The organism is Streptomyces sp. NPDC037273, assembly GCF_055603625.1.
The window spans coordinates 449,322-470,166 of the sequence record NZ_JBVJVO010000004.1 but is presented as its reverse complement, the minus strand read 5'-3'; the positions used below and the strand labels follow the sequence as shown (position 1 = coordinate 470,166).

The window sequence follows — 20,845 nt, the reverse complement described above, 5'->3', positions numbered from 1 at the left end:
CACGACCGCCCCCCCCTGCCGGCATGCCCGGACCTCGTTCACGGCGAGGGGTTACGGTTTCCACCGCACCCCGCACCCCGCTCACCCGTCGCCCCCGAGGAGTCCGGACGATGCCGCAGCACGCGCCCACCGACGCCGAGGGCGTACCCGACGAACTGGTCGGGCCCCTCGATCGGGGGCTCGCTGTGCTCCGGGTGATGGCGTCCGGAGCGGAGGTCCGCCACCGGCCCGGCGACCTCGCCAGGGCGACCGGGCTCGCCCGCTCGACGGTCGACCGGGTCGCCACCACGCTCGTCCGCCTCGGCATCCTCAGAACCGAAGGACGCGACCTGCTGCTCGCCCCGGGGGCCGCCGAACTCGGCAACGCCTACCTCGCCGCCTGCCGGCTCCCCGAACTCCTCGGACCGCACGCCGACGCCCTCGCCGACACCCTCGACGAGTCCGTCTCCCTCGCCGTCCCCGACCGCGACGACGTCCGCTTCCTCACCCAGTCCACCCGCCGCCGCGCCACGGCCATCTCCTTCCGCCCCGGCGCCCTCCTGCCCGCCGAACGCTGCGCCCCCGGCGCCCTCTTCGCCACCGACTGGGACGAGGACGACCTGGAACGCCGGCGCGCCGACCGCGCCACCGCCGCGTTCCCGCCCCTGCCGCCTCTGCCGCCCCGGCCCGAGCCCGACGCCCCTCGCTCCGAGGCCGAGTTCCTCGCCCGGGTACGGGACGCCCGCGCCGGCGGTGTCGCCGTGGACGACCAGCTCATCGAACCGGGCCTGCTCGCCGTCGCCCTCCCCGTACGGGGCCCCGACGGCGCCGTCGTCTGCGCGGTCAGCGTCGTCAGCCACACCCGTCGGCACACCGCCGAGTCCCTGACCGAACTGGCACTGCCGGAACTGCGCCGCACGGTCGCGGTGATGGAGGAGGCGTTGGCGGCGGCGTCGGGGCCCCCGACGGCGGAGCCCGTATCAGAGTCAGAGGGAACGCCCGTCGCCCTCAGCGCCGGGCAGCTGAAGGACGAGCTCGGCTCGGGGTTCCTGCAGTCGCTCGCGCGCGGGCTCGACGTGCTGCGTGCGTTCGAGTCCGCCAGGGGCCCGGTACGGCTCACGGAGCTGGCCAGGCTGACGGGGCTGCCCCGTGCGACGGCTCGCCGATCGCTGATCACCCTGCGCCATCTCGGATACGTACGGGAGGACCCCGGCGGCTACGTCATCCTGCCCCGGGTCCTGGAACTCGGGCACGCCCGGCTCTCCGGCCTGAGCCTGCCGGAGATCGCGACGCCCCACCTGGTCGCCCTCGTCCTCCGCGTCCACGACTCGGCCTCCGTCGCCGTCCTCGACGGCGACGACATCCGCTACGTCGCCCGCGTCGCCGGTACGCGCATCATGCACATCGACATCACCGTCGGCACCCGCCTCCCGGCGTACGCGACCTCGATGGGCCGCGTCCTCCTCGGCGGCCTGCCGGCTGCCGAGCGGGCCGAACGCCTCGGCCGGATCACCCCCGAGGCGCTGACCCCGCACACCGTGACGTCCCCCGCCGGCCTCGACGAGGTCGTGGCGGCGACGGCCGCCCGCGGCTACGGATGGGTCGAGCAGGAACTCGAAGAGGGTCTCCGCTCCCTCGCGGTCGCCATCACCGACGGCCGCGGCCACCCGGTCGCCGCCGTCAACATCGCCCTCCACGCCGGCCGCGCCACCCCCGAGGAAAGCCTCGCCGCCCTGCTCCCCCCGCTCCGCGAGACCGCCGCCCTGATCAGCGCGGACCTCGCGGCGGTGGGGCGCTTCTCACGGGTGGCGACGGGCTGACGGGTGGGCGCGGCGGCGGGGCCATATGGGTGTTAGGGGATGACGAGCAGCTTGCCGGTGGTACGCCGAGCCTCCAGGTCGCGGTGGGCTTGGGCGGCCTCGGCGAGCGGGTAGCGGGCCGTCACGGTGACCTCAAGAGCCTTGGTGCGCACCAGTTCGAGGACGTCGGCGGCGCGCCGGAGCAGCTCGGAGCGATCGGCGATGAAGTGGTCGAGGCTCGGGCGGATGAGGGTCAGCGAACCGCCCTGGGCGAGCCGGATGGGGTCGAAGGGCGGCACTGGACCGCTCGCGGCTCCGAAGAGCACCAGGTGGCCGCGGGTTCGGAGGCTGGCGAGGCTCGCGTCGAAGGTGTCCCTGCCGACGCCGTCGAAGACGACGGGGACGCCCTGGCCGCCGTGGAGCCGCTTCACCTCCGCCGCGAGATCGTCCACCGCGGAGTAGAGGATCACCTCGGCGGCCCCGGCTCGCCGCGCCAGTTCGGCCTTCTCCGGAGTCGAGGTGGTGCCGATCACTCGGCCGCCGAGATGGGTGATGAGCTGGGTCAGCACGAGCCCCATGCCGCCGGCCGCAGCGTGCACGAGCACCGTGTCGCCTGGCTGGACCGGGTAGGCGTCCTTGACGAGGTAATGCGCCGTCATGCCCTGCAGCAGCACGGCGGCGGCGGCCTCGAAGTCGACGCCGTCGGGCAGGGGGACGAGACGGGAGGCGTCCACGACGGCCCGCTCGGCATAGGTGCCGGGAATCTCCACCCAGCCGACCCGGTCTCCCACGGCGACGTGGGTGACGCCGGGTCCGACCGCGAGGACCGTGCCCGCGCCCTCAGAGCCGGGGGTGAAGGGCAGCGGGAGGGGGTACCGGCCCTGGCGGTGGTACACGTCGAGGAAGTTGACGCCGGACGCGGCGACCTCCACGACCGCCTGGCCCGGGCCCGGCGCCGGTTGATCGACGTCGACCAGCCGCAGCACCTCGGGACCGCCCACTTCGGAAACCTGTATCGCTCGCATGACCCCTCCTGAAACGTCTGACGTCCCTCACCAACTGCGGTCGTGGCGATCCGATTCCCGCTCGCGGTGAGGGGTCGTGGCCGATGCGGGCGCGGGTGTGCCGGCCTGAGGCCTGGGGGCGGTGGGTTCGGGCAGGGCGCGGAAGAGGAGCCAGCTCAGGGCGGGCATGGCGATCAGGGGGGTGAGGGCCGTCTTCAGGGAGGTGGCGTCGGCCAGGTGTCCCAGGAGGGGGCTGATGAGGCCGCCGATGCTGACGGTGAGGCCGAGGGTGATGCCGCCGGCGGTGCCGATACGGGAGGGCAGGTAGTCCTGGCCCAGGGTGACTTGGAGGGAGAAGGGGACGTACAGGCCGACGGAGGTGAGGGCCACGAAGAGGTACATGGCCGGGCCGGGTGCGTGGAGCACTCCGGTCACGGCGGCGACGGAGAGCAGGTAGGACCAGCGGGAGACGTGGACGCGGTCGTAGCGGTTGGCCAGGAACCCTCCCAGGACCGAGCCGACCGCGCCGCCCAGGAAGAGCAGGAACAGGGCGATGGTGCCCGCGGTGGTGCTGCCCTGCGTGCGCTGCTGGGCGTAGAGGGAGATGAAGGTGCTGAGGCCGGTGAAGACGATGGAGCGGCAGACGACCGCCAGGGACAGCTTCACGAACGAGGCCACGTCGTCGGCGCCCCGCGGTGCCGCCGTCCTGGAGCCGCCGGCCTCGGGCCGGGTGAGCATCCGGAGCACGGGCACGCACAGGGCGGCGCCGGCGAGCGCGGGCAGGACCAGGACGGGCGTCCAGCGCAGGGAGCCGTGTCCGATCACGGCCGACACCAGGAGCGGGGCGAGGGCGAAGCCGATGTTGCCGCCCAGGGAGAACCAGCCCATCGCGCTGTGACTGCCCTCGGCGGCCAGCCGGGCCACGCGGGCCGACTCCGGGTGGTAGGCGGCCACCCCGATCCCGGAGACGGCGACGAAGAACAGGGTGAGCCCGTAGGAGCCGCTCAGGCCGCTGAGCGCGATGCCCACCCCGCCCAGCAGCGTGCTGACCGGCAGCAGCCACGGCATCGCCCACCGGTCGGTGAGCGCCCCGAACAGCGGCTGGGCAACGGACGACAGCAGGGACGCGGCCAGCACGACGCCGGAGGCGACCGCGTAGGTGTAGTCCCGTTCGGCCACGAAGAACGGGATCAGCGCCGCGACGGCGCCCTGGTAGATGTCGACGCAGGCGTGTCCCACGGCCAGCAGGGAGATCGGTGTATTCCTTCGCACCCTCACCATGCTGGGAGAAGCACACGGTGTCGCGCTTTCGGTAGATTGACAGCTGATGCAGGAAGTCCGCCACGAATCCGTCGCGCCGACCCGGACCCAACGCCTGGCCTCCGGCGGCGAGATCGCCGCGCACCGCCATGACGATCACCAGATCGTCTACGCCGGCCGGGGCACCATCGCGGTGACCACCGACGCCGGTTCCTGGGTCGCCCCCGCCACCCGCGCGCTCTGGATCCCCGCCGGCACCGTCCACCAGCATCAGGCACACGGCGAACTCGACCTCCACCTCGTCGGCCTGCCCGCCACCGACAACCCCCTCGGCCTGGACAAACCCGCCGTCCTCGCCGTCAGCCCCCTTCTGCGCGAACTCATCGTCGCGTACACCCGCGACCCCCACGACGACAGCCCACCCCACCTGCGCCTGCGCGCGGTCCTGCTCGACCAGCTCGCCCTCTCCCCCGAACAGCCGCTCCACCTGCCGGTCCCCACCGACCCCGTGCTCCGCGAACTGCATGCCATCCTGCGCGCCGACGCGGCCGACAACCGCTCACTCGACGAGCTCGGACGCCAGATCGGCGCCGGCGCCCGCACCCTCTCCCGCCGTCTCCGCGACGACCTCGGCCTCACCTACCTGCAGTGGCGCACTCAGATCAGGCTCCACCACGCGCTGATCCTCCTGGCGGACGACATCCCCGTCACCGTGGTCGCCCACCGCTGCGGCTGGTCTTCCGCCAGCACCTTCATCGACGTCTTCCGCCGCACCTTCGGCCACACTCCCGGCGCCCGCCGCAGCGGCTAGGGGGTGTCGTGCCGATCAGGCCGGGCGCAGGGACTCGATGGCGGAGAGCATGAGGTCGAGGGCGAAGGGGTAGCCGCTGTCGGTCATGTCGGCGGCGAGGAGGGGGTAGGTGGCGGCGATGTTGGGGTGGGTGGTGGAGGGGAGGCGTCCGTAGACGGAGTGCCAGACGGCTTCGTCGTTCTGGCGGGCGGCGGGAGGGAGTGCGGCCGCGGCGGCGTCCTGGGCGGCGAAGGCGAGGGCCTGGTCGACGAAGGCGTGGTAGATGCGGACGGCGAGGTCGTCGGGGAAGCCGGCGCCGCGGAGGATGCCGAGGATGCGTTCGACGGCGCGGGTCTCGTGCTGCCGGCCGGTGGTGCGGTGGGCGGCGAGGGCGGCGGCCTGCGGGTTGTTGCGGTAGCAGGAGTTGATGCGCAGGCCCATGGCGCGGAGGTCGGTGCGCCAGTCGCCGGTGGCGGTCCAGCCTTCCTGGGCGCGGCCGATCATCTCGTCGGCGACGGCGAGGAGGAGGGCGTCGGTGTTGCGGAAGTAGCGGTAGAGGGCGGTGGGGTCGGCGCCGAGGGCGGCGCCGAGTCTGCGTACCGAGAGGGCTTCGGCGCCGTGCTGGGCGATGAGGCGCAGGGCGGTGTCGACGATGAGCCGTTCCGAGAGGACGGCGCCCTGTTTGGTGGGGCGGCGGCGCTGCCGACTGCCTTCGGGCACGACGCGTTCGGACATGGCCGGAACATTACGTCAACGTGGTTGACGTGTAAACGGGCGCGTTACGTCAACGCCATTGACGTGTGAACGGCCGGGCCGCTTCCATGGCCCCCACCACACGTCACCCCATGTTCTGGAGCGCTCATGACCACGGCCGATCTGGTCTTCACCCGCGGTCCCGTCTTCACGGCGGACCCGGCCCGCACCCGGGCCACCTCGCTCGCCGTCGTCGGGGACCGGATCGCCGCCGTCGGCCACGACGAGGTGCGGGAGCTCATCGGCCCGTCCACGGAGGTCGTCGACCTCACGGGCAAGCTGCTGCTGCCGGGCTTCCAGGACGCGCACATCCACGCCGTCTCCGGCGGCAAGGAGCTGGCCGAGTGCGATCTGACCGGCACGGTCGGCGTGGCGGAGTACCTGGAGCGGATCCGGGAGTACGCGGACGCCCACCCGGAGCAGGAGTGGATCACCGGCGGCGGCTGGTCGATGGAGAGCTTCGAGGGCGGGCTGCCCACCCGGCAGCTGCTCGACTCGGTCGTCCCGGACCGGCCGGTCCTGCTGTCGAACCGTGACCACCACGGCGCCTGGGCGAACAGCCGGGCGCTTGAGCTCGCGGGCCTGACCGCCGAGACGCCCGACCCGGCGGACGGCCGGATCGAGCGGGAGGCGGACGGCACCCCCAGCGGGACGCTCCAGGAGGGCGCGATCGGTCTGGTGGGCCGGCTCGTGCCGCCGGCGACGGCCGAGGACCGGCTCGCCGGGCTGCTGCGGGCCCAGAAGCTGCTGCACTCTCTGGGCATCACGGCCTGGCAGGACGCGCTGCTCGGTTCGTTCGGCGGCATGTCCGACCCGTCGGAGGCGTACATGACCGCCGCCCGCGACGGCTCGCTGACCGCCCGGGTGACCGGCGCGCTGTGGTGGGACCGCGAGCGCGGCGCCGAGCAGATCCCCGAACTGGTGGCCCGGCGAAAGGAGTTGAGCGCGGGCCGGTTCCGGGCGGGGTCGGTCAAGATCATGCAGGACGGCATCGCGGAGAACTTCACCGCGGCCATGATCTCGCCGTACCTGGACGGCTGCGGCTGCGCCACCGGCAACAGCGGTCTGAGCTTCGTCGACCCCGTGGCGCTGCGCGGGTACGTGACCGAGCTGGACGCCCTCGGCTTCCAGGTCCACTTCCACGCCCTGGGCGACCGCGGTGTCCGCGAGGCCCTGGACGCGGTGGAGGCTGCGGTCGCCGCCAACGGGCACCGCGGCAACCGTCACCACCTCGCCCACCTCCAGGTCGTCCACCCGGAGGACCTGACCCGCTTCGCGCGGCTCGGTGCCATCGCCAACATCCAGCCGCTGTGGGCCGCCCACGAGCCGCAGATGGACGAGCTGACCATCCCGTTCCTGGGTCCCGAGCGCGCCGCCTGGCAGTACCCGTTCGGCGACCTGGTGCGGGCGGGCGCCACCCTGGCGGCCGGCAGCGACTGGCCGGTCAGCAGCCCGAACCCGATCGAGGGCATCCACGTGGCGGTCAACCGCCGCGAGCCGGAGGCCACCGACGACCGGGTCTTCTACGCCGAGCAGCGCCTGGACCTGCCCACCGCGCTCGCCGCCTACACCGCGGGCACCGCGCATGTGAACAGGCTCGACGACACGGGCAGCCTGCGCGCCGGCAACCTCGCCGACCTCGTGGTCCTCGACCGCGACATCCTGACCGGCCCGCCGGAGGGGATCGCCGAGGCTCGGGTGGAGCGCACGTACGTGGGCGGCGAACTCGTGTACGCGGGCTGACGTGCCGTGCGCGGCCCTCGGCCCGACGGCGTCAACCCGTCCCCTGCGAGTCGCCCCGCCCGAGGCGTACGGAGGAGGCCCGGATGTCCAGGCGTGTCGCCACGAGCGTCCCCGCGGGCTCCCGCCGGCCGTGTTCGAGGACCGCGACGAGGTGCTCGGCCCCGGCCTCCGCGACCGCCTCGGGCCGCAGGCTCAGGGTGGTCACCGGCGGGACGGTGTACTCGGCGGTGGTGTCCTCGCTGACCAGGACGACCAGCAGGTCGTCCGGGACCTCGTAGCCGTGGCGGCGCGCCGCCTCCAGGACGAGGGGCGGACTCGCCTCGGCGACGACGAGCAGGGCGTCCGGCCGTTCGGCGCCTTCCGGCGCGGCGAGGGCGGTCTCGACGGCCTGGACCACCGGACCGTTGCCGGACTCGGCGACGCGCACGGCCAGTTCCGGCAGGCCGTGGGCGGCGCACCAGGACCGGTGCGCCGCCTCGACCCCGACGTGGAAGCGGGTGGCGATGTCCGGCACCACGAGCACCGGCCTGCGGGCCCCCTGTTCGCGCAGGTGGTCCAGGGCCTCGCGGACGGCCCCTTCGGCGTCGACGTCGACCCAGGAGGCCCCGGGCCGCCCCTCCACCGAGCGGTCGCTGAAGACGGGGATCCCGGCGGCGAGCAGCTCGTCGACGACGGTGTCCCCGGCGACCGGGTCGGCGACGACGACCGCGTCGAGCGGTAGGTCGGCCCACTCGCTCTGCAGGCTTCCGGCGGGCAGGAGCACCACGGCGTAGCCGCGACGCAGTGAGGTCGCGGCGGTCGCGCCGGTCAGCCGGGCGAAGTAGGGCGACTCCAGGTAGGTCCACAGAGCATCAGGGAGGCCACCCACCACGTATCCGATCAGCCGGGCCCGTCCCGCGCGCAGATGGCGTGCGGTGGCGTTGGGCCGGTAGCCCATTCTGCGGGCGGTCTCACGGGCCTTCTCCCGTACTTCGGGGGAGAGTCTGCCGGTGCCGTTCAGCGCCGCCGAGACGGTCGTCTTGGACAGGCCCGCCTCGCGGGCCACGTCGACGAGGCGGACGCGCGGGATGGGCGGCGAGGGCTGCCCGCCATGCCGTGAAGCTTCGGTCATGGGGTGATCGTGCCACCCTCGTGACCTCTGCAAAACCGTTCCCGCAATGTCACCTCAAGACCTTGTGCGGGAACGTTCCCGCACGAATACTCGCTCCATCCCCCCGAGCCCGTCACTACACCCGTAAAGGGGTGGGTCCCCATGCGCATGCCCAGAGCCATCGCGCTTCTCGCCTGCACCGCCGCGCTCGCGGCCACCACCGCCGCCTGTTCCGGCGCCACCAAGCCCCCGGTCACCGCCGGCGGCAAGGACTTCCAGGTGAGCCCGACGTCGCCGCCCGCACAGGGCCCGCTGGACTCCGTCACCTGGTCGCTGTACGCGGAGCCGTACACGCTCGACTACGCCCTCGCGTACGACTACCCGCCGAACACCGTGCTGGCCAACGTCTGCGAGCAGCTCCTGCGGGTCACCCCCGACCTGCGGATCGAGCCCGGCCTCGCCGTGAAGTGGGCGCAGCCCGACCCGCGGACCCTGGTGTACACCCTGCGTCCCGGCGTGAAGTTCCATGACGGCACCACCCTGACCGCCGACGACGTGGTCGCCTCCCTGAAGCGCCAGATGGCCCCCGAGACGGGCTCCCCGTGGGGTTCCTCCTTCAAGAACGTCGACGCGATCGAGAAGACGGGGCCGCTGGAGGTGACGGTCCGGCTCGGCAAGGCCGACGTCCTCTTCCACGAGCTGATGGCCGCCTCCCCCGGCACGGTGGTCAGCGCCGCCTCGCTCGCCAAGGGCGGCAAGGACTACGGCACCCCCAAGGGCAAGCTGAACTGCACCGGCCCGTACGCCCTCGACTCCTGGGCGCAGGGCGACAGCATCACGCTCAAGAAGCACGCCGCGTACTGGGACGCGAAGCTCACCCCCAAGTCCGAGCAGGTGAAGTTCACCTTCATCGAGGACCCGGCGGCCCGCGCCAACGCCTTCCTCTCCGGCACGGTCGACGGCGGCTACATGGTCCCGTCGTCCTCCTTCGGCCAGCTGCGCTCCAGCGGCAAGGGCGCGATGCTGTTCGGCCCCAACACCGGCGCCGCGAACCTCGCCGTCCTCGACTACCACGGTCCGCTCGGCGACCTGAGGGTCCGCCAGGCGCTGTCGATGGCCCTCGACCGGAAGAACATCATCAAGGCCGCGGCCGGTGGCGTCGGCGTGCCCGCCAAGGCCCCCGCCGCGCGCGGCGCCTGGGCGCTGGCCCCCGAGAAGACCGCCGAGCTGTACGACACGCTGCCCGAGCCGGTGTACGACATCGCGGCCGCGAAGAAGCTCGTCCAGGAGGCCGGGGCGACCGGCCGGAAGGTCACCATCGTCACCAGCACCCTCGCGCCCGAGATCAGCGTCGTCGCCAACGCCGTGCAGGCCGCCGGCCGCCAGATCGGCCTGGAGGTCGAGCTGAAGCCGGTCTCCCCGGACGCGTACAGCAGCATCTTCGTCGACCCGAACGCGCGGACCGGACTCGACCTGGTCATCACCATCGGCTACGACAACACGCCGGACCCGCTGGAGTTCTACCAGTACCTGCGGACCGGCGACTTCGGGAACTACGGCAACTGGTCGAACGCCGAGTACGACGTCGCCTTCGACCGGGCCAACTCCGAGCCCGACCCGGCCAAGCGCGCCGAGCTCACCGCGAAGCTCCAGAAGATCGCCCTCGCCGAGCTGCCGATCATCCCGGTGTACGAGGCTCCCCACTCGGTCTTCCTCGGCAAGCGCGTCACCGGCGCACCGACCGGCATAGCCCAGCTGTACTACCCGTGGGCCGCGACGATCGGGGCCGCGACGATCGGGGCCGCGAAGCGATGACGCGCTACCTCGTCGGACGGTTCCTCGGCCTGGTGGCGGTGCTGTTCGTGACCTCGGTCGTGGTCTTCGGCTCGATCCACCTGGCCCCCGGCGACCCGGTGTCGTTCCTGCTCCACGGCCGCCCCGCGACCCCCGAGGCCGTGGCGGCCCTGCGGGCGGAGCACCACCTCGACGACCCGCTGGTCACCCAGTACCTGAAGTGGCTCGGCGGCGTGCTGAGCGGCGACTTCGGCCGCTCGGCGCAGTACCACCAGGACGTGTCCGCGCTCATCGGCTCCCGGCTCACCGGCACCGCCCTGCTCGTGGGCTACGCCGCCGTCCTGGTCGCCGTGCTCGGGGTGACGGCCGGCGTCCTCGCCGCGCTGCGCCCCGGACTCCCGGACAAGGTGGTCCTCATCGGCACCGGTGTCGCCACCGCCACCCCCTCGTTCGTGACGGCCATCGCGCTCGTGTCGCTCTTCTCCGTCCAGCTCGGCTGGTTCCCCGGACCGGGCGGAGGCGCGGCGGAAGGCCTCTCGGGCCGGCTCTACCAGCTGACCCTGCCGGCCTTCGCCCTGGCGCTGTCCTTCGCCGGACTCCTCGCCCGGGTGACCCGCTCCGCGATGCTCGACGAACTCGGCCGCGACCACGTCGAGGTGGCGCGGGCCCGGGGTGTGGCGAGCCCGGCCGTCGTCCGCCGGCACGTGCTGCGCAACGCGCTCGGCCCGGTCGTCACCGTCGGCGGCACCATGCTCGCCGGCCTGCTGATCAGCACCTCGATCGTCGAGACGGCCTTCGACGTCCCCGGCCTCGGCTCGCTGCTCGTGCAGTCGGTCACCGCCAAGGACTTCGCCGTGGTCCAGGCGATCACGCTCCTGAGCGTGGCGGCGTTCGTCCTCGTCAACCTCGTGGTCGACCTGCTCGCCCCGCTCATCGACCCCCGTCTCTCCCTCGGGGAAGGCTCCTCATGACCACCACCACCTCCACGGTGCCGTACCGCAGACCGGGGCTCCGCGCCCTGCGCCTGTTCGGCCAGGGGCCGCTCTTCGCGGTCTCGGTCGCGGTGCTCGCCGCGCTCGTCCTGGTCGCCGTGCTCGCGCCCGTCATCTCCCCGTACGACCCGGAGGCGCTCGACCTGTCGGCGAGCCTGGTCGGCACCACCGGCGACCACCTGCTCGGCACCGACCAGTCGGGGCGCGACATCCTGTCCCGGCTGCTCCACGGCGCCCGCACCGGTCTGCTCGGGCCGCTGCTCGTCGTCGGCGTGTCCACCCTGCTCGGCACCGTCCTCGGCGTGGTGGCGGCCTGGCGGGGCGGCTGGACGGACACGTTCCTTTCCCGGTCCATGGACCTGGTCTTCGCGATCCCGGGCCTCATGCTCGCGATCCTCCTCGTGTCGGTCGTCGGCTCGGGCCTCACCGCCCCGGTGATCGCGATGTCCGTGGCCTACACCCCGTACGTGGGACGGCTGGTGCGCGGCATCGCGCAGCAGGAGAAGGCCCGGCCGTACATCGAGGCGTACCGGGTGCAGGGCTGGTCCGGGTGGACCGTCTGCGTGCGCCACCTGCTGCCCAACATCGCGCCGACGGTCTTCGCGCAGTCCGCGATGAACTTCGGTTACGCGCTGATGGACCTGGCGGCGCTGTCCTTCCTCGGCTTCGGCGTGCAGCCGCCCGCCGCCGACTGGGGCTCCATGATCAACGAGGGGCAGGCGGCCGTCCTCCAGGGGGCGATGCTGCCGGCCCTCGCGCCCTCCGCGTGCATCGTGCTCGCCGTGGTGGCGTTCGGCATCGTCGGCGAGGGGCTCGCCGACCGGATCGCGAAGCGGGAACGGTGAACGGCATGACCGCACAGACGGATGGGGCGCCGGTCCTGGAGATCGACGGGCTCGACGTCCGCCTCGCCGGCGACCGGGCCGCCCGGCCGATCCTCGACGGGGTCAGCCTGACGGTACGGCCCGGGGAGACCGTCGGCCTCGTCGGCGAGTCCGGCTCGGGCAAGTCGGTGGCCTGCCGCAGCGTCCTCGGGCTGCTGCCCGGCGGCGCCCGCACCACCGGCCGGGTCATGGTCGCCGGGCAGGACGTCCTCACCATGGACCGCGCCGCGCTCACCGCGCTGCGGGCCCGGCGGGTGTCGATGGTCTTCCAGGACCCGCGCGCCTCCGTCAACCCGCTGCGCCGCGTCGGCGACTTCCTCACCGAAGGCCTGCGGGCCGCCGGCACCCCGGCCGCCAAGGCCACCGCGCGGGCCGAGGAGCTCCTCGCGGCGGTCGGCATCCGCGATCCGCGCGGTGCCCTGCGCCGGCACCCGCACCAGTTCTCCGGCGGCATGCTCCAGCGGGTCGTCATCGCCGCGGCCCTCGCGAGCGAGCCCGACCTGCTGGTCGCCGACGAGCCGACCACGGCGCTCGACGTCACCACCCAGGCCGAGATCATCTCGATCCTCGCCCGGCTGCGGGCCGAACGCGGCACCGGCATGCTGTTCGTCACCCACGACCTCGAACTGGCCGCCTCGGTCTGCGACCGCGTGTACGTGATGTACGCGGGCCGGATCGTCGAGACCCGGTCGACCGACGAACTGTTCGACCACCCGCGCCACCCGTACACGGCGGGTCTGCTCGCCTGCACGCCGAGCATCGAGCCCGGCGCGCCGGCCCCCCGGCCCATCCCGGGCCGGCCCGTCTCCCTCGCCGAGGCACCGGCCGGGTGCGCCTTCGCCGCGCGCTGCGCCCACGCGATCGCGCGCTGCCACGAGGAGCCACCCGTACTGGCCGCGGACGCCGTCGGGCTCGCCGCCTGCCACCGCGCCGACGAAGGGATCACGCTGTGACCGACTCGACCGAGGAAGGACTGGTCGTCGAGGGCCTGCGCAAGCGGTACGGCGCCCACACGGCCGTGGACGGCGTCTCGTTCACCCTCTCCCCCGGCGCCTCGCTGGCGATCGTCGGGGAGTCCGGCAGCGGCAAGACGACCACCGTCCGCATGCTGGTGGGTCTGGAACGCCCGGACGGCGGCAGCGTCCGCCTCGACGGACGGGACCGTTCGGCCCGGCCCCGCGGCCGCTCCGAACGCCTCGCCCGGGCCCGCGAGATCCAGATGGTCTTCCAGGACCCGTACCTCTCGCTCGACCCGCGCGTCACGGTCTCCGGCTGCCTGGACGAGGTGCTGCGGCTGCACACCCCGCTCGACGCCGCCGCCCGCCGCACCCGGGTCACCGAACTCCTCGACCAGGTCGGCCTCGGCGCCCGCGAGGCCGAGGCGCTGCCCCGCGGCCTCTCCGGCGGCCAGCGCCAGCGGGTGGCCATCGCCCGCGCCCTCGCGGTCGAGCCCCGGGTCCTCGTCCTCGACGAGGCGGTCGCCGCGCTCGACGTGTCGATCCAGGCGCAGATCATCGAGCTCCTCCGCACCATCCGCGAGGAGTCCGGGGTCGGCTACCTCTTCGTCACCCACGACCTCGCCGTGGTCCGGCACATCGCGGACGACGTCATGGTGCTCAAGTCGGGCTCCGTGGTGGAGCACGGCCCCGCCGAACAGGTCCTCGGCTCCCCCGAGCACCCGTACACCCGGCTCCTCCTGGACTCCGTGCCCCGCCGCCACCGGCGCCCGGAGCGGCCGGTGACGGAGGGTCAGATCCCGGCCTGAGCGGTCCTGCCGCCCGGCTCTTCCGCCCGGTTCAGTCCCGCAGGCGGCCGAGGACCGCGCTCATCGCGCGCGCCACGGCCGCCTTCGACTCGTCCGTGGGGTCGGTCAGTTCGAAGCCGTGCCGTCCGTGCGGCACGTCGACGACCTCCACCTCCGCGCCCTTCTTCCCGGCGGCGTCCAGGAACTCCCGGACGGTCTCCGCGAAGGACGGGTGCTCGCGTCCCGCCCGGGTCAGGACGACCGGCGGCCCGTCCGCCGCGCCCACGGCGTCCACCGGGCGGAAGCGCCGTTCCACCGCCTCCCAGCCGGGCAGCGGCGCGAGCGCCGGATACGAGGCCGCCACACAGCGCAGCCAAGGCGGCGGCGCGGCGAGCCAGTCCGCCGCGAGCAGACCGCCCGTGGAGAAGAACCACAGCGCGATCCGCTCACCGTCGACGCGCGGGTCCGCGCGGACCAGTTCGACGGCCTCGGCGAGGTCCTCGGCGGCGATCCCGTAGTCGCCGATGCCGTGCAGCCGGAGGTCCACGGTCACCCCGATCGCGCCCCGGCTCGCCGCGTAGCGGCCGTACCCCTGGAAGAACGGGGTATCGCGCGGTGTGGGGCGCTGGTCGGGCGCGACGGGACCGCCGTGGACGAAGACGACGGCGGGCGCGGGCGCGCCGGCGGCGGACGCGCCGGCCGGGAGGTGCAGGTCGACCCGTCCCCGTCGCTCGCGGGGCACCTCGGGCAGGTCCATGAGGAACGGCTGCAGGTGCGTCGGCTGCTCCTGGGCGTCCTCGGGCGCGGTCACCCGGTGCCCCTCGCCCGCCGCCGCGCCGAGCAGGACCTCGGCCAGCTCCGCCGGGGTGGAGAGCATCGGCCAGTGTCCGGTGGCGAGTTCGAGGAAACGGACCCGGTCGTCGGCGAGCGCCCGGAACTGGGGCGGCCCCGACGCGACCAGCATCTCCACCATGTCGATGCTCGACCCGTTGCCCGTGCACAGCACGCCGGTGACGGGCAGCGCGCCCGACGCGCCGCCGAGCCCGAGCGGCTCGGTGAGGGTCGCGGAGGGCTGGGGCACGGCGAGGCGGTCCAGCCGTTCCAGCGCGTCGGCGGGGATCCCCTCGGTGCTTCCCCAGCGCCGCCAGCCCTCGCCGGCCGGCGGCGGCACCGCTCCGGGCTCCCCGCCCCCGGCGGGCCCGTCGCCCGGCCTGTGTCCCAGGCGCTCCCTGACCTCCGGGTCGGGCACGGAGCCCACGGCGGGCCGGCCGTTCTCCGGGAGGGCCGTGTCGAGGGCGACGATCCGGGCCACCCGCCCTGGGCGCCGGTCGGCGGCGCCGCACACCGGGTGCAGCGCGTACCCGTGGCCGACGAGCACCACCTCGGGCGCCTCGATGCCGTCGATCAGCCGCACCAGATCCTCGACGTGGGTCTCAAGCCCGATCCCCTCCCCGATCCCGGCCCCTGCCTCACCGTGCGGTTCCCCCATGCCGGTCAGGGTCACCGGGTACGGCTCCGCTCCCGCCGCCCGGAGCCGGGTGGCGGTCTCCTCCCACACCCAGCCGCCGGTGAAGGGGCCGGACACCAGCACGAACGCGGTCATGAGCGTCTCCTCGGGTCTTCTCGGGGATGTCCCGCGTCACGCTAGGAACTCCCCCCGGGGGAGATTCAAGCCACGTCTTCCGGCGACAATGAACGGGCCCTCGGCCGCTCTTGACCACCCTGGAGGTTCGCTTCGTGTTGTCGGACGGTCTGTGGAGCATCGGAGAGCTCGCCGAGCACGCGGGCGTCACGGTGAAGACCGTGCGCTTCTACTCCGACCGCGGCCTGCTCCCCGAGGCGGTCCGCAGCTCCGGCGGACACCGCAGGTACGGGCCCGAGGCACTCGACCGGCTCCGGCTGATCCGCTCCCTGCGCACCCTCGACCTCCCCGTCCCCGACGTGGAACGCGTCCTGCCCGCGTCCGGCGCGCCCGAGGACGCGCTGCGCGAGGACGTCCTGGAGGAGGTCGTCGAGGGCCGGCTGGGGCAGCTGAGCGACCAGTTGGCCGAGCTCAGGTGGCGCGAGGCGTCCCTGCGGCTGCTCCGGGACTGTGCCACCGGAGAGCGCGCGGAGCGGCTGCGCCTCATCGGCGCCGTACCCCTCCCGCCCGACACGGAGGCGCTGGCCCGGTTCTGGCGGCGCGCCCTGCCGGCGCGGCTCCCCCGCCGGGTGGTGTCGACGGTACTCGACGCGGTCGTGCCCCAGCCGCCCCGGGAACCCGGCCCGGCGCAGGTGCTGGCCTTCGCCCGGCTGCACGCGCTGGTCACCGACCCCCGCCTCGCCACGGCGGAACACCGGCCCGCGCCCCCGCTCCCGGACGGCGAGTACCGGCCCACCGTGCTGTACGAGGGCCTGGGCGAGGCGTACACGCTGGCCGCCGCGCAGTCGCGGGACGGCCGGGCCCCGGAGGACGGCGGCGCCCTGGACTGTTTCGTCTCCGCCTACGCGCACGCGCGCGGGGAGCCGGACAGCCCGGCCTTCCGGCGCCGCCTCGTGGGTCTCCTCGCCCGCCACGACGGCCCGGTGATCGGCCGCTACTGGAAGCTCGCGGCCGGGCTCTTCGCGCCGGACGAGCCGGTGCTCGGCCTCCTCCACCACCACCTGTCCGTCGCGCTCCGGTCCGAGGTCCGGGCGCGCGGCGCCTGAGGTCTCCCGCATGGTGGACGCCCGGCCGTCCACGTGATGGGCGCCGAGGTGGCGGATCTCGCCACCTTCCCGATGTCGCCGCAGGTCAGAGACGTACACACACGGTGTCAGGTGGCGCAATACTGCGGCAACACCACGGGCTGCGGTCCCCCGCTACGTTCCGTCCCATGCCCGCCGAACCCGCTTCCGCCGCCCGTCCCGTCGCCGCCGCCCGCCGCAGGCGGCTCCGGGCCGACCAGGCGCGGCAGCTCGCCGACCTGCTGCGCCACCAGATCCTGGCGGGCGGCTTCCCGGGCGGGGTGCTTCCGCTGGAGGACGCCCTCGCGGCGGACTACCGGTCCAGCCGCAACACCGTGCGCCAGGCACTCGACCTGCTGCGGGGCGAGGGCCTGGTCGAACGGCGGGCCGGGGTGGGCACGGTGGTGGTCTGCGCGAAGTACCCGCACGGCCTGGACCGGCTGCAGGGGCTCGCGGAGACCCTGCGCGAGCACGGGCGGGTCACCAACGAGGTCAGGGCCGTCGGGCCGGTGACCGCGTCCGGTCCGGTGGCCCACCGTCTCGGGCTCCCCGAGCACACCGACGTGCTCTGCGTCGAGCGGCTGCGGCGGCTCGACGGGCTGCCGCTCTCGCTCGACCTGTCGTACCTGCCGATGGACATCGGCGGCGAACTCCTCGGCTGCGACCTGGAGAACACGGACGTGTTCCGGCTCCTGGAGGAGCTGACCGGCGGCCCGCTCGGGCACGCCGAGATCACCCTGGAGGCCGTCAACGCCGACGCGCACTCCGCCGCCGTGCTCCAGGCCCCGCGCGGGGCCGCGGTCCTGATGCTGGAGCGGCTGACCTGTCTGCCCGACGGCCGGCCGGTGGACCTGGAGTTCATCCGCTTCCGTGGCGACCGCATCACCATGAGCGGCCTGCTGCACCGCTCGATCTGACCCCCGGGGCCCGCGCGCCCCACACCTCCCCGTACCCCCTTCCTGGAGACAGCCATGCCTCTGGTCCCCCAGCGCGGCGACGTGCCCGTGACCATCGACGAGTCGAAGTGCATCGACGGCTGCACCCTCTGCGTCGACATGTGCCCGCTCGACTCGCTCGCGATCCGCGAGGACGACGGCAAGGCGTACATGCACGTCGACGAGTGCTGGTACTGCGGCCCCTGCGCGGCCCGCTGTCCGACCGGCGCGGTCACCGTCAACATGCCCTACCTGCTCCGGTGAAAGGTCCGATTCCCATGCGTTCGCGAAGACTCGCCCTCGCCCTCCCCCTCGCTCTCTTCCTCCCGTCCGTCACCGCCTGCGGCGACGCGGCCGACGGCGCGTCGGGGCCGTCCGGCGCCAAGACGGTCACCGTGACCGTCGGCTACCAGTCCAAGACCATCAACACCGTCACCGCCGGCACCCTGCTCCGTTCCCTCGGCTACTTCGAGCAGGAGCTCGCGACCGCCGGAAAGAAGGACGGCGTGACCTACCGGGTCGTCTGGCAGGACTACGCGACCGGCGCGCCGATCACCGCGCAGATGACGGCCGGAAAGATCGACATCGGTTCGATGGGCGACTTCCCGCTGCTGATCAACGCGGCCCGCGGCAAGCAGCTCAAGGAGCCCACCCGGCTCGTCGCGGTCACCGGGTACAACCTGCGGGGCGGCCTCAACACCGTGGTCACGGCCCCCGGTTCGCCGCTGAGGTCGCTCGCCGACCTCAAGGGCCGCAAGGTCTCCACCAGTGTCGGCTCGGCGGCCGACGGCACCCTGGTCCGGGCCCTGCGCCGGGCCGGACTCGACCCCGCGAAGGACGTCTCCAAGCTCAACCAGCAGCCGAGCGTGGGCGCTTCGGCGCTCGCCGCCGGCAGCGTCGACGCGCTGTCCCAGTTCGTCGCCTGGCCCGGTCTGCTCGCCTTCCAGGGCCGTGCGACCGCCCTGTACGACGGGGCCGAGCTGAACCTGCCGACCTTCCACGGGGTCACCGTCCGCGAGGAGTTCGCCGCACGGCGGCCCGGCGTCCTCGACGCCTTCCTGCGCTCACAGCGGCGGGCGACGGACGAGCTCCGCGCCCGGCCCGTGGCCGCCGCCGAGTCGGTGGCGAAGGAGACGGGGCTGCCCGCCGAGGTGGTCTACCTCTACAACGGCGCCCAGGGCGTCGCCACCTTCGACCCGGCGCTCCGCCCCGAGCTGATCGCCGCGCTCAAGAAGGACGTGCCGGTCCTGAAGGAAGCCGGCCTGGTGAAGGACGTGGACGTCGACGCCTTCGTCGACCCGGCGCCGCTGCGGCGCGCCGTCCCCGCGTCGGCGTATCCGAAGGCCGCGGCGGCCAAGCCCGAACTGTGGCTGCGGGGGCAGGCGTCGACCCGCACCTTCGACAGCCCCGGCGCGCTCCTGCGGGCCCTGAAGGGCGCCGACGTGCGCGCGGCCTACGTGCCGGACGCCGTCACCGGAACGCCCTGGTTCGCGGACCGCGCCGTGTGGGTCGCGGACGGCGGCGAGTGGCGCGCCTTCGTGACCCGGGCGGCCGCCGATCGGTACGTCTCCGGGCACGCGGGCTCGCGGATCGTCGCGTACGCGGACGCCGTGAGGCTCGCCTCGTGAGCGGGGGCGGCGGGGGCGTGGGCCGGCGCCTTGTGCGGGTGTCGTCCCTGGTCGTGGCGCTCGGCCTGTGGCAGCTGCTGACCTCGCTCGACGTGCGGGCGTGGCTGCGGTTCGACCAGTTCCCGACGGTCGTCGAGGTGGCGTCCGCGTTCGCCGACCGGCTCGGCACGGAGGCGTACCGGCAGGACCTGGGCCACAGTCTGCGCCGGATCGCGGTCGGCTTCCTCCTCGCCGCGGTCCTCGGGGTGGCGGCCGGCACGGCCGTCGCCCGGTCCCGGTGGGCCGCCGACCTGCTTGGCCCGCTGGTGGAGGTGGTGCGGCCGGTGCCGGCCATCGCCCTGGTGCCGGTGGCGATCCTGCTGCTGCCCAGCAACGAGCAGGGAATCGTCTTCATCACCTGCGCCGCCGCCCTCTTCCCCGTCCTCGTGTCGACCCGGCACGCGGTGCGGGCGCTCAGTCCGGTGTGGGAGGAGGCCGTGCTGACCATGGGGGGCGGCCGGGTCCGGGTGCTGTTCTCGGTGGTGCTGCCGGGTGCCCTGCCGGGGATCTTCGGCGGTCTTTCGGTGGGCATCGGCGTCGCGTGGATCTGTGTGATCTCGGCGGAGATGATCTCCGGCGAGTACGGGGTGGGGTACCGGACCTGGCAGGACTACACGGTCGTCGACTACCCGGGCGTGTTCGTCGGCATGGCGACCATCGGCGCCCTCGGCTGGTTCACCTCGACGGCCGTGGAGACCCTCGGCCGCCGGCTGACCGCCTGGCTGCCGCGCCCCGACGACCACCTCCCCGCGGGCCCCGCCCGTATCCCCGGCGCGCCCCGTCCGGCCGGCCCGGCGTCCGCGACGGACACCGCCGCCGTCGCGAGCACCGCGTCCTCCTCCCCCTCCGTCCCCGCCGCCCCGGCGGTGTCCGTGCCCGAGAAGGAGCCGGTTCGATGAGCACCGTGAGTCCCTCCGCCGCCCCGCCCGGGACGCCCGCCCCGGCCGGCCCCGGGCCGGAGCGCGCGGGCGCGGAACTGGCCCTCCACGGCGTACGGCTCGGGCGCCCCGGTGCGGCCGAGGTGTCGGGGCCCTCGGGGCTGCGGATCGCCCCGGGTGAGCTGGTGACCGTGGTCGGTCCTTCGGGCTGCGGCAAGACGACGCTGCTGCGCACGCTCGCGGGACTGCTGCCGCCGCTGGAGGGGCGGGTCACGCAGGACGGGGAGCCGATCCTGCGGCCGGGCGCCGACCGGGCGCTCGTCTTCCAGCACGACGCGCTGCTGCCGTGGCGGTCGGTCCGCGCCAACGTCGAACTGCCGCTGGCCATCCGGCGGATGCCCCGGGCCGAGCGGCGGCGCGCGGCCCGGGAGTGGCTGGAGCGGGTCGGGCTCGCCGAGCACGCGCTCAAGCTGCCGCACCAGCTGTCCGGCGGGCAGCGGCAGCGCGTCCAGCTGGCCCGCGCGCTGGCCGGCGGGCCCCGCGCCGTCCTGATGGACGAGCCGTTCGGTGCGCTCGACGCGCACACCAGGGCCGGGATGCAGGACCTCCTCGTGGAGATCCTGCGCGGCACGGGCGCGACCGTCGTCTTCGTCACGCACGACGTCGACGAGGCCGTCCACCTGGGCGACCGGGTGGTCCTCTTCGGCACCGGGGAGGTCCTCGACGTGCCGCGCCCGCGGGTGCGGGAGGCGCGGAACGACCCCGCGACGGCGGCCCTGCGCCGCCGCGTCCTCGACTCCCTCTGAGATCCCCGGTCCCCGGTCTCC

At 74.0% G+C, this 20,845-nt stretch carries 19 protein-coding genes; 14 read left to right on the top strand and 5 right to left on the bottom strand.

The window, feature by feature from the left end:
• Positions 1–110 precede the first annotated feature (110 nt).
• The gene (locus tag ACZ7G1_RS14305; protein WP_470871078.1) at positions 111–1,799 is read left to right on the top strand and encodes an IclR family transcriptional regulator domain-containing protein; all 1,689 of its coding nucleotides are present in this window, start codon (positions 111–113) and stop codon (positions 1,797–1,799) included.
• Positions 1,800–1,831: 32 nt separating this feature from the next.
• On the opposite strand, the gene ACZ7G1_RS14300 is transcribed toward ACZ7G1_RS14305, so the two are convergent.
• Entirely contained in the window at positions 1,832–2,803 is a 972-nt protein-coding gene (locus ACZ7G1_RS14300) for a quinone oxidoreductase family protein (protein WP_470871080.1), read from the bottom strand.
• Between the two features lie 27 nt (positions 2,804–2,830).
• Complete coding sequence (locus ACZ7G1_RS14295) at positions 2,831–4,054, bottom strand: MFS transporter (RefSeq protein ID WP_470871082.1); 1,224 nt, start codon at positions 4,052–4,054, stop codon at positions 2,831–2,833.
• A 55-nt stretch (positions 4,055–4,109) separates the two neighbouring features.
• Between ACZ7G1_RS14295 and ACZ7G1_RS14290 the strand changes: the two genes are divergently transcribed.
• Entirely contained in the window at positions 4,110–4,853 is a 744-nt protein-coding gene (locus ACZ7G1_RS14290) for an AraC family transcriptional regulator (RefSeq protein WP_470871084.1), read from the top strand.
• Between the two features lie 15 nt (positions 4,854–4,868).
• Here ACZ7G1_RS14290 and ACZ7G1_RS14285 read toward each other — a convergent pair whose 3' ends face one another.
• On the bottom strand, positions 4,869–5,567 hold the full coding sequence (locus ACZ7G1_RS14285) for a TetR/AcrR family transcriptional regulator (RefSeq protein ID WP_470871086.1): 699 nt from the start codon (positions 5,565–5,567) through the stop codon (positions 4,869–4,871).
• Between the two features lie 126 nt (positions 5,568–5,693).
• Here ACZ7G1_RS14285 and ACZ7G1_RS14280 point away from each other — a divergent pair, with 126 nt between their 5' ends.
• Positions 5,694–7,328, top strand: a complete 1,635-nt coding sequence (locus ACZ7G1_RS14280; RefSeq protein ID WP_470871088.1) for an amidohydrolase — start codon at positions 5,694–5,696, stop codon at positions 7,326–7,328.
• A gap of 31 nt (positions 7,329–7,359) precedes the next feature.
• On the opposite strand, the gene ACZ7G1_RS14275 is transcribed toward ACZ7G1_RS14280, so the two are convergent.
• A complete protein-coding gene (locus ACZ7G1_RS14275; protein ID WP_470871090.1) occupies positions 7,360–8,439 on the bottom strand; it encodes a LacI family DNA-binding transcriptional regulator in 1,080 nt (359 codons plus the stop codon).
• A 141-nt stretch (positions 8,440–8,580) separates the two neighbouring features.
• On the opposite strand from ACZ7G1_RS14275, the gene ACZ7G1_RS14270 reads away from it, so the two are divergent.
• The 5 genes from ACZ7G1_RS14270 to ACZ7G1_RS14250 are packed head-to-tail and all read left to right on the top strand — an operon-like array spanning position 8,581 to position 13,853.
• The gene (locus tag ACZ7G1_RS14270) at positions 8,581–10,233 is read left to right on the top strand and encodes an ABC transporter substrate-binding protein (RefSeq protein WP_470871092.1); all 1,653 of its coding nucleotides are present in this window, start codon (positions 8,581–8,583) and stop codon (positions 10,231–10,233) included.
• Complete coding sequence (locus ACZ7G1_RS14265; protein WP_470871094.1) at positions 10,230–11,183, top strand: ABC transporter permease; 954 nt, start codon at positions 10,230–10,232, stop codon at positions 11,181–11,183. Before ACZ7G1_RS14270 ends, ACZ7G1_RS14265 begins: the two co-directional genes overlap by 4 nt.
• The gene (locus ACZ7G1_RS14260; RefSeq protein ID WP_470871096.1) at positions 11,180–12,049 is read left to right on the top strand and encodes an ABC transporter permease; all 870 of its coding nucleotides are present in this window, start codon (positions 11,180–11,182) and stop codon (positions 12,047–12,049) included. Before ACZ7G1_RS14265 ends, ACZ7G1_RS14260 begins: the two co-directional genes overlap by 4 nt.
• 5 nt (positions 12,050–12,054) lie before the next feature.
• Entirely contained in the window at positions 12,055–13,041 is a 987-nt protein-coding gene (locus tag ACZ7G1_RS14255) for an ABC transporter ATP-binding protein (protein WP_470871098.1), read from the top strand.
• The gene (locus ACZ7G1_RS14250) at positions 13,038–13,853 is read left to right on the top strand and encodes an ABC transporter ATP-binding protein (protein WP_470871100.1); all 816 of its coding nucleotides are present in this window, start codon (positions 13,038–13,040) and stop codon (positions 13,851–13,853) included. Before ACZ7G1_RS14255 ends, ACZ7G1_RS14250 begins: the two co-directional genes overlap by 4 nt.
• Before the next feature lie 31 nt (positions 13,854–13,884).
• Here the strand turns inward: ACZ7G1_RS14250 and ACZ7G1_RS14245 are convergent, their stop codons facing one another.
• Positions 13,885–15,435 carry an alpha/beta fold hydrolase gene (locus ACZ7G1_RS14245; RefSeq protein WP_470871102.1) on the bottom strand — a complete coding sequence of 517 codons (1,551 nt, stop codon included), beginning with the start codon at positions 15,433–15,435 and terminating at the stop codon, positions 13,885–13,887.
• Positions 15,436–15,569: 134 nt separating this feature from the next.
• Here ACZ7G1_RS14245 and ACZ7G1_RS14240 point away from each other — a divergent pair, with 134 nt between their 5' ends.
• From ACZ7G1_RS14240 to ACZ7G1_RS14215, 6 genes are all read left to right on the top strand, one after another.
• Entirely contained in the window at positions 15,570–16,520 is a 951-nt protein-coding gene (locus ACZ7G1_RS14240) for a MerR family transcriptional regulator (protein WP_470871104.1), read from the top strand.
• Positions 16,521–16,687: 167 nt separating this feature from the next.
• Positions 16,688–17,455, top strand: a complete 768-nt coding sequence (locus ACZ7G1_RS14235; RefSeq protein ID WP_470871106.1) for a GntR family transcriptional regulator — start codon at positions 16,688–16,690, stop codon at positions 17,453–17,455.
• A gap of 54 nt (positions 17,456–17,509) precedes the next feature.
• Positions 17,510–17,737 (top strand): 4Fe-4S dicluster domain-containing protein, encoded by a 228-nt coding sequence (locus ACZ7G1_RS14230; protein WP_470871108.1) that lies wholly within the window; start codon positions 17,510–17,512, stop codon positions 17,735–17,737.
• 14 nt (positions 17,738–17,751) lie between these two features.
• Entirely contained in the window at positions 17,752–19,101 is a 1,350-nt protein-coding gene (locus ACZ7G1_RS14225) for an ABC transporter substrate-binding protein (protein WP_470871110.1), read from the top strand.
• Positions 19,102–19,118: 17 nt separating this feature from the next.
• Positions 19,119–20,039 (top strand): ABC transporter permease, encoded by a 921-nt coding sequence (locus tag ACZ7G1_RS14220; RefSeq protein WP_470871111.1) that lies wholly within the window; start codon positions 19,119–19,121, stop codon positions 20,037–20,039.
• Entirely contained in the window at positions 20,036–20,824 is a 789-nt protein-coding gene (locus ACZ7G1_RS14215; protein ID WP_470871113.1) for an ABC transporter ATP-binding protein, read from the top strand. Before ACZ7G1_RS14220 ends, ACZ7G1_RS14215 begins: the two co-directional genes overlap by 4 nt.
• The last annotated feature ends 21 nt before the right edge of the window (positions 20,825–20,845 follow it).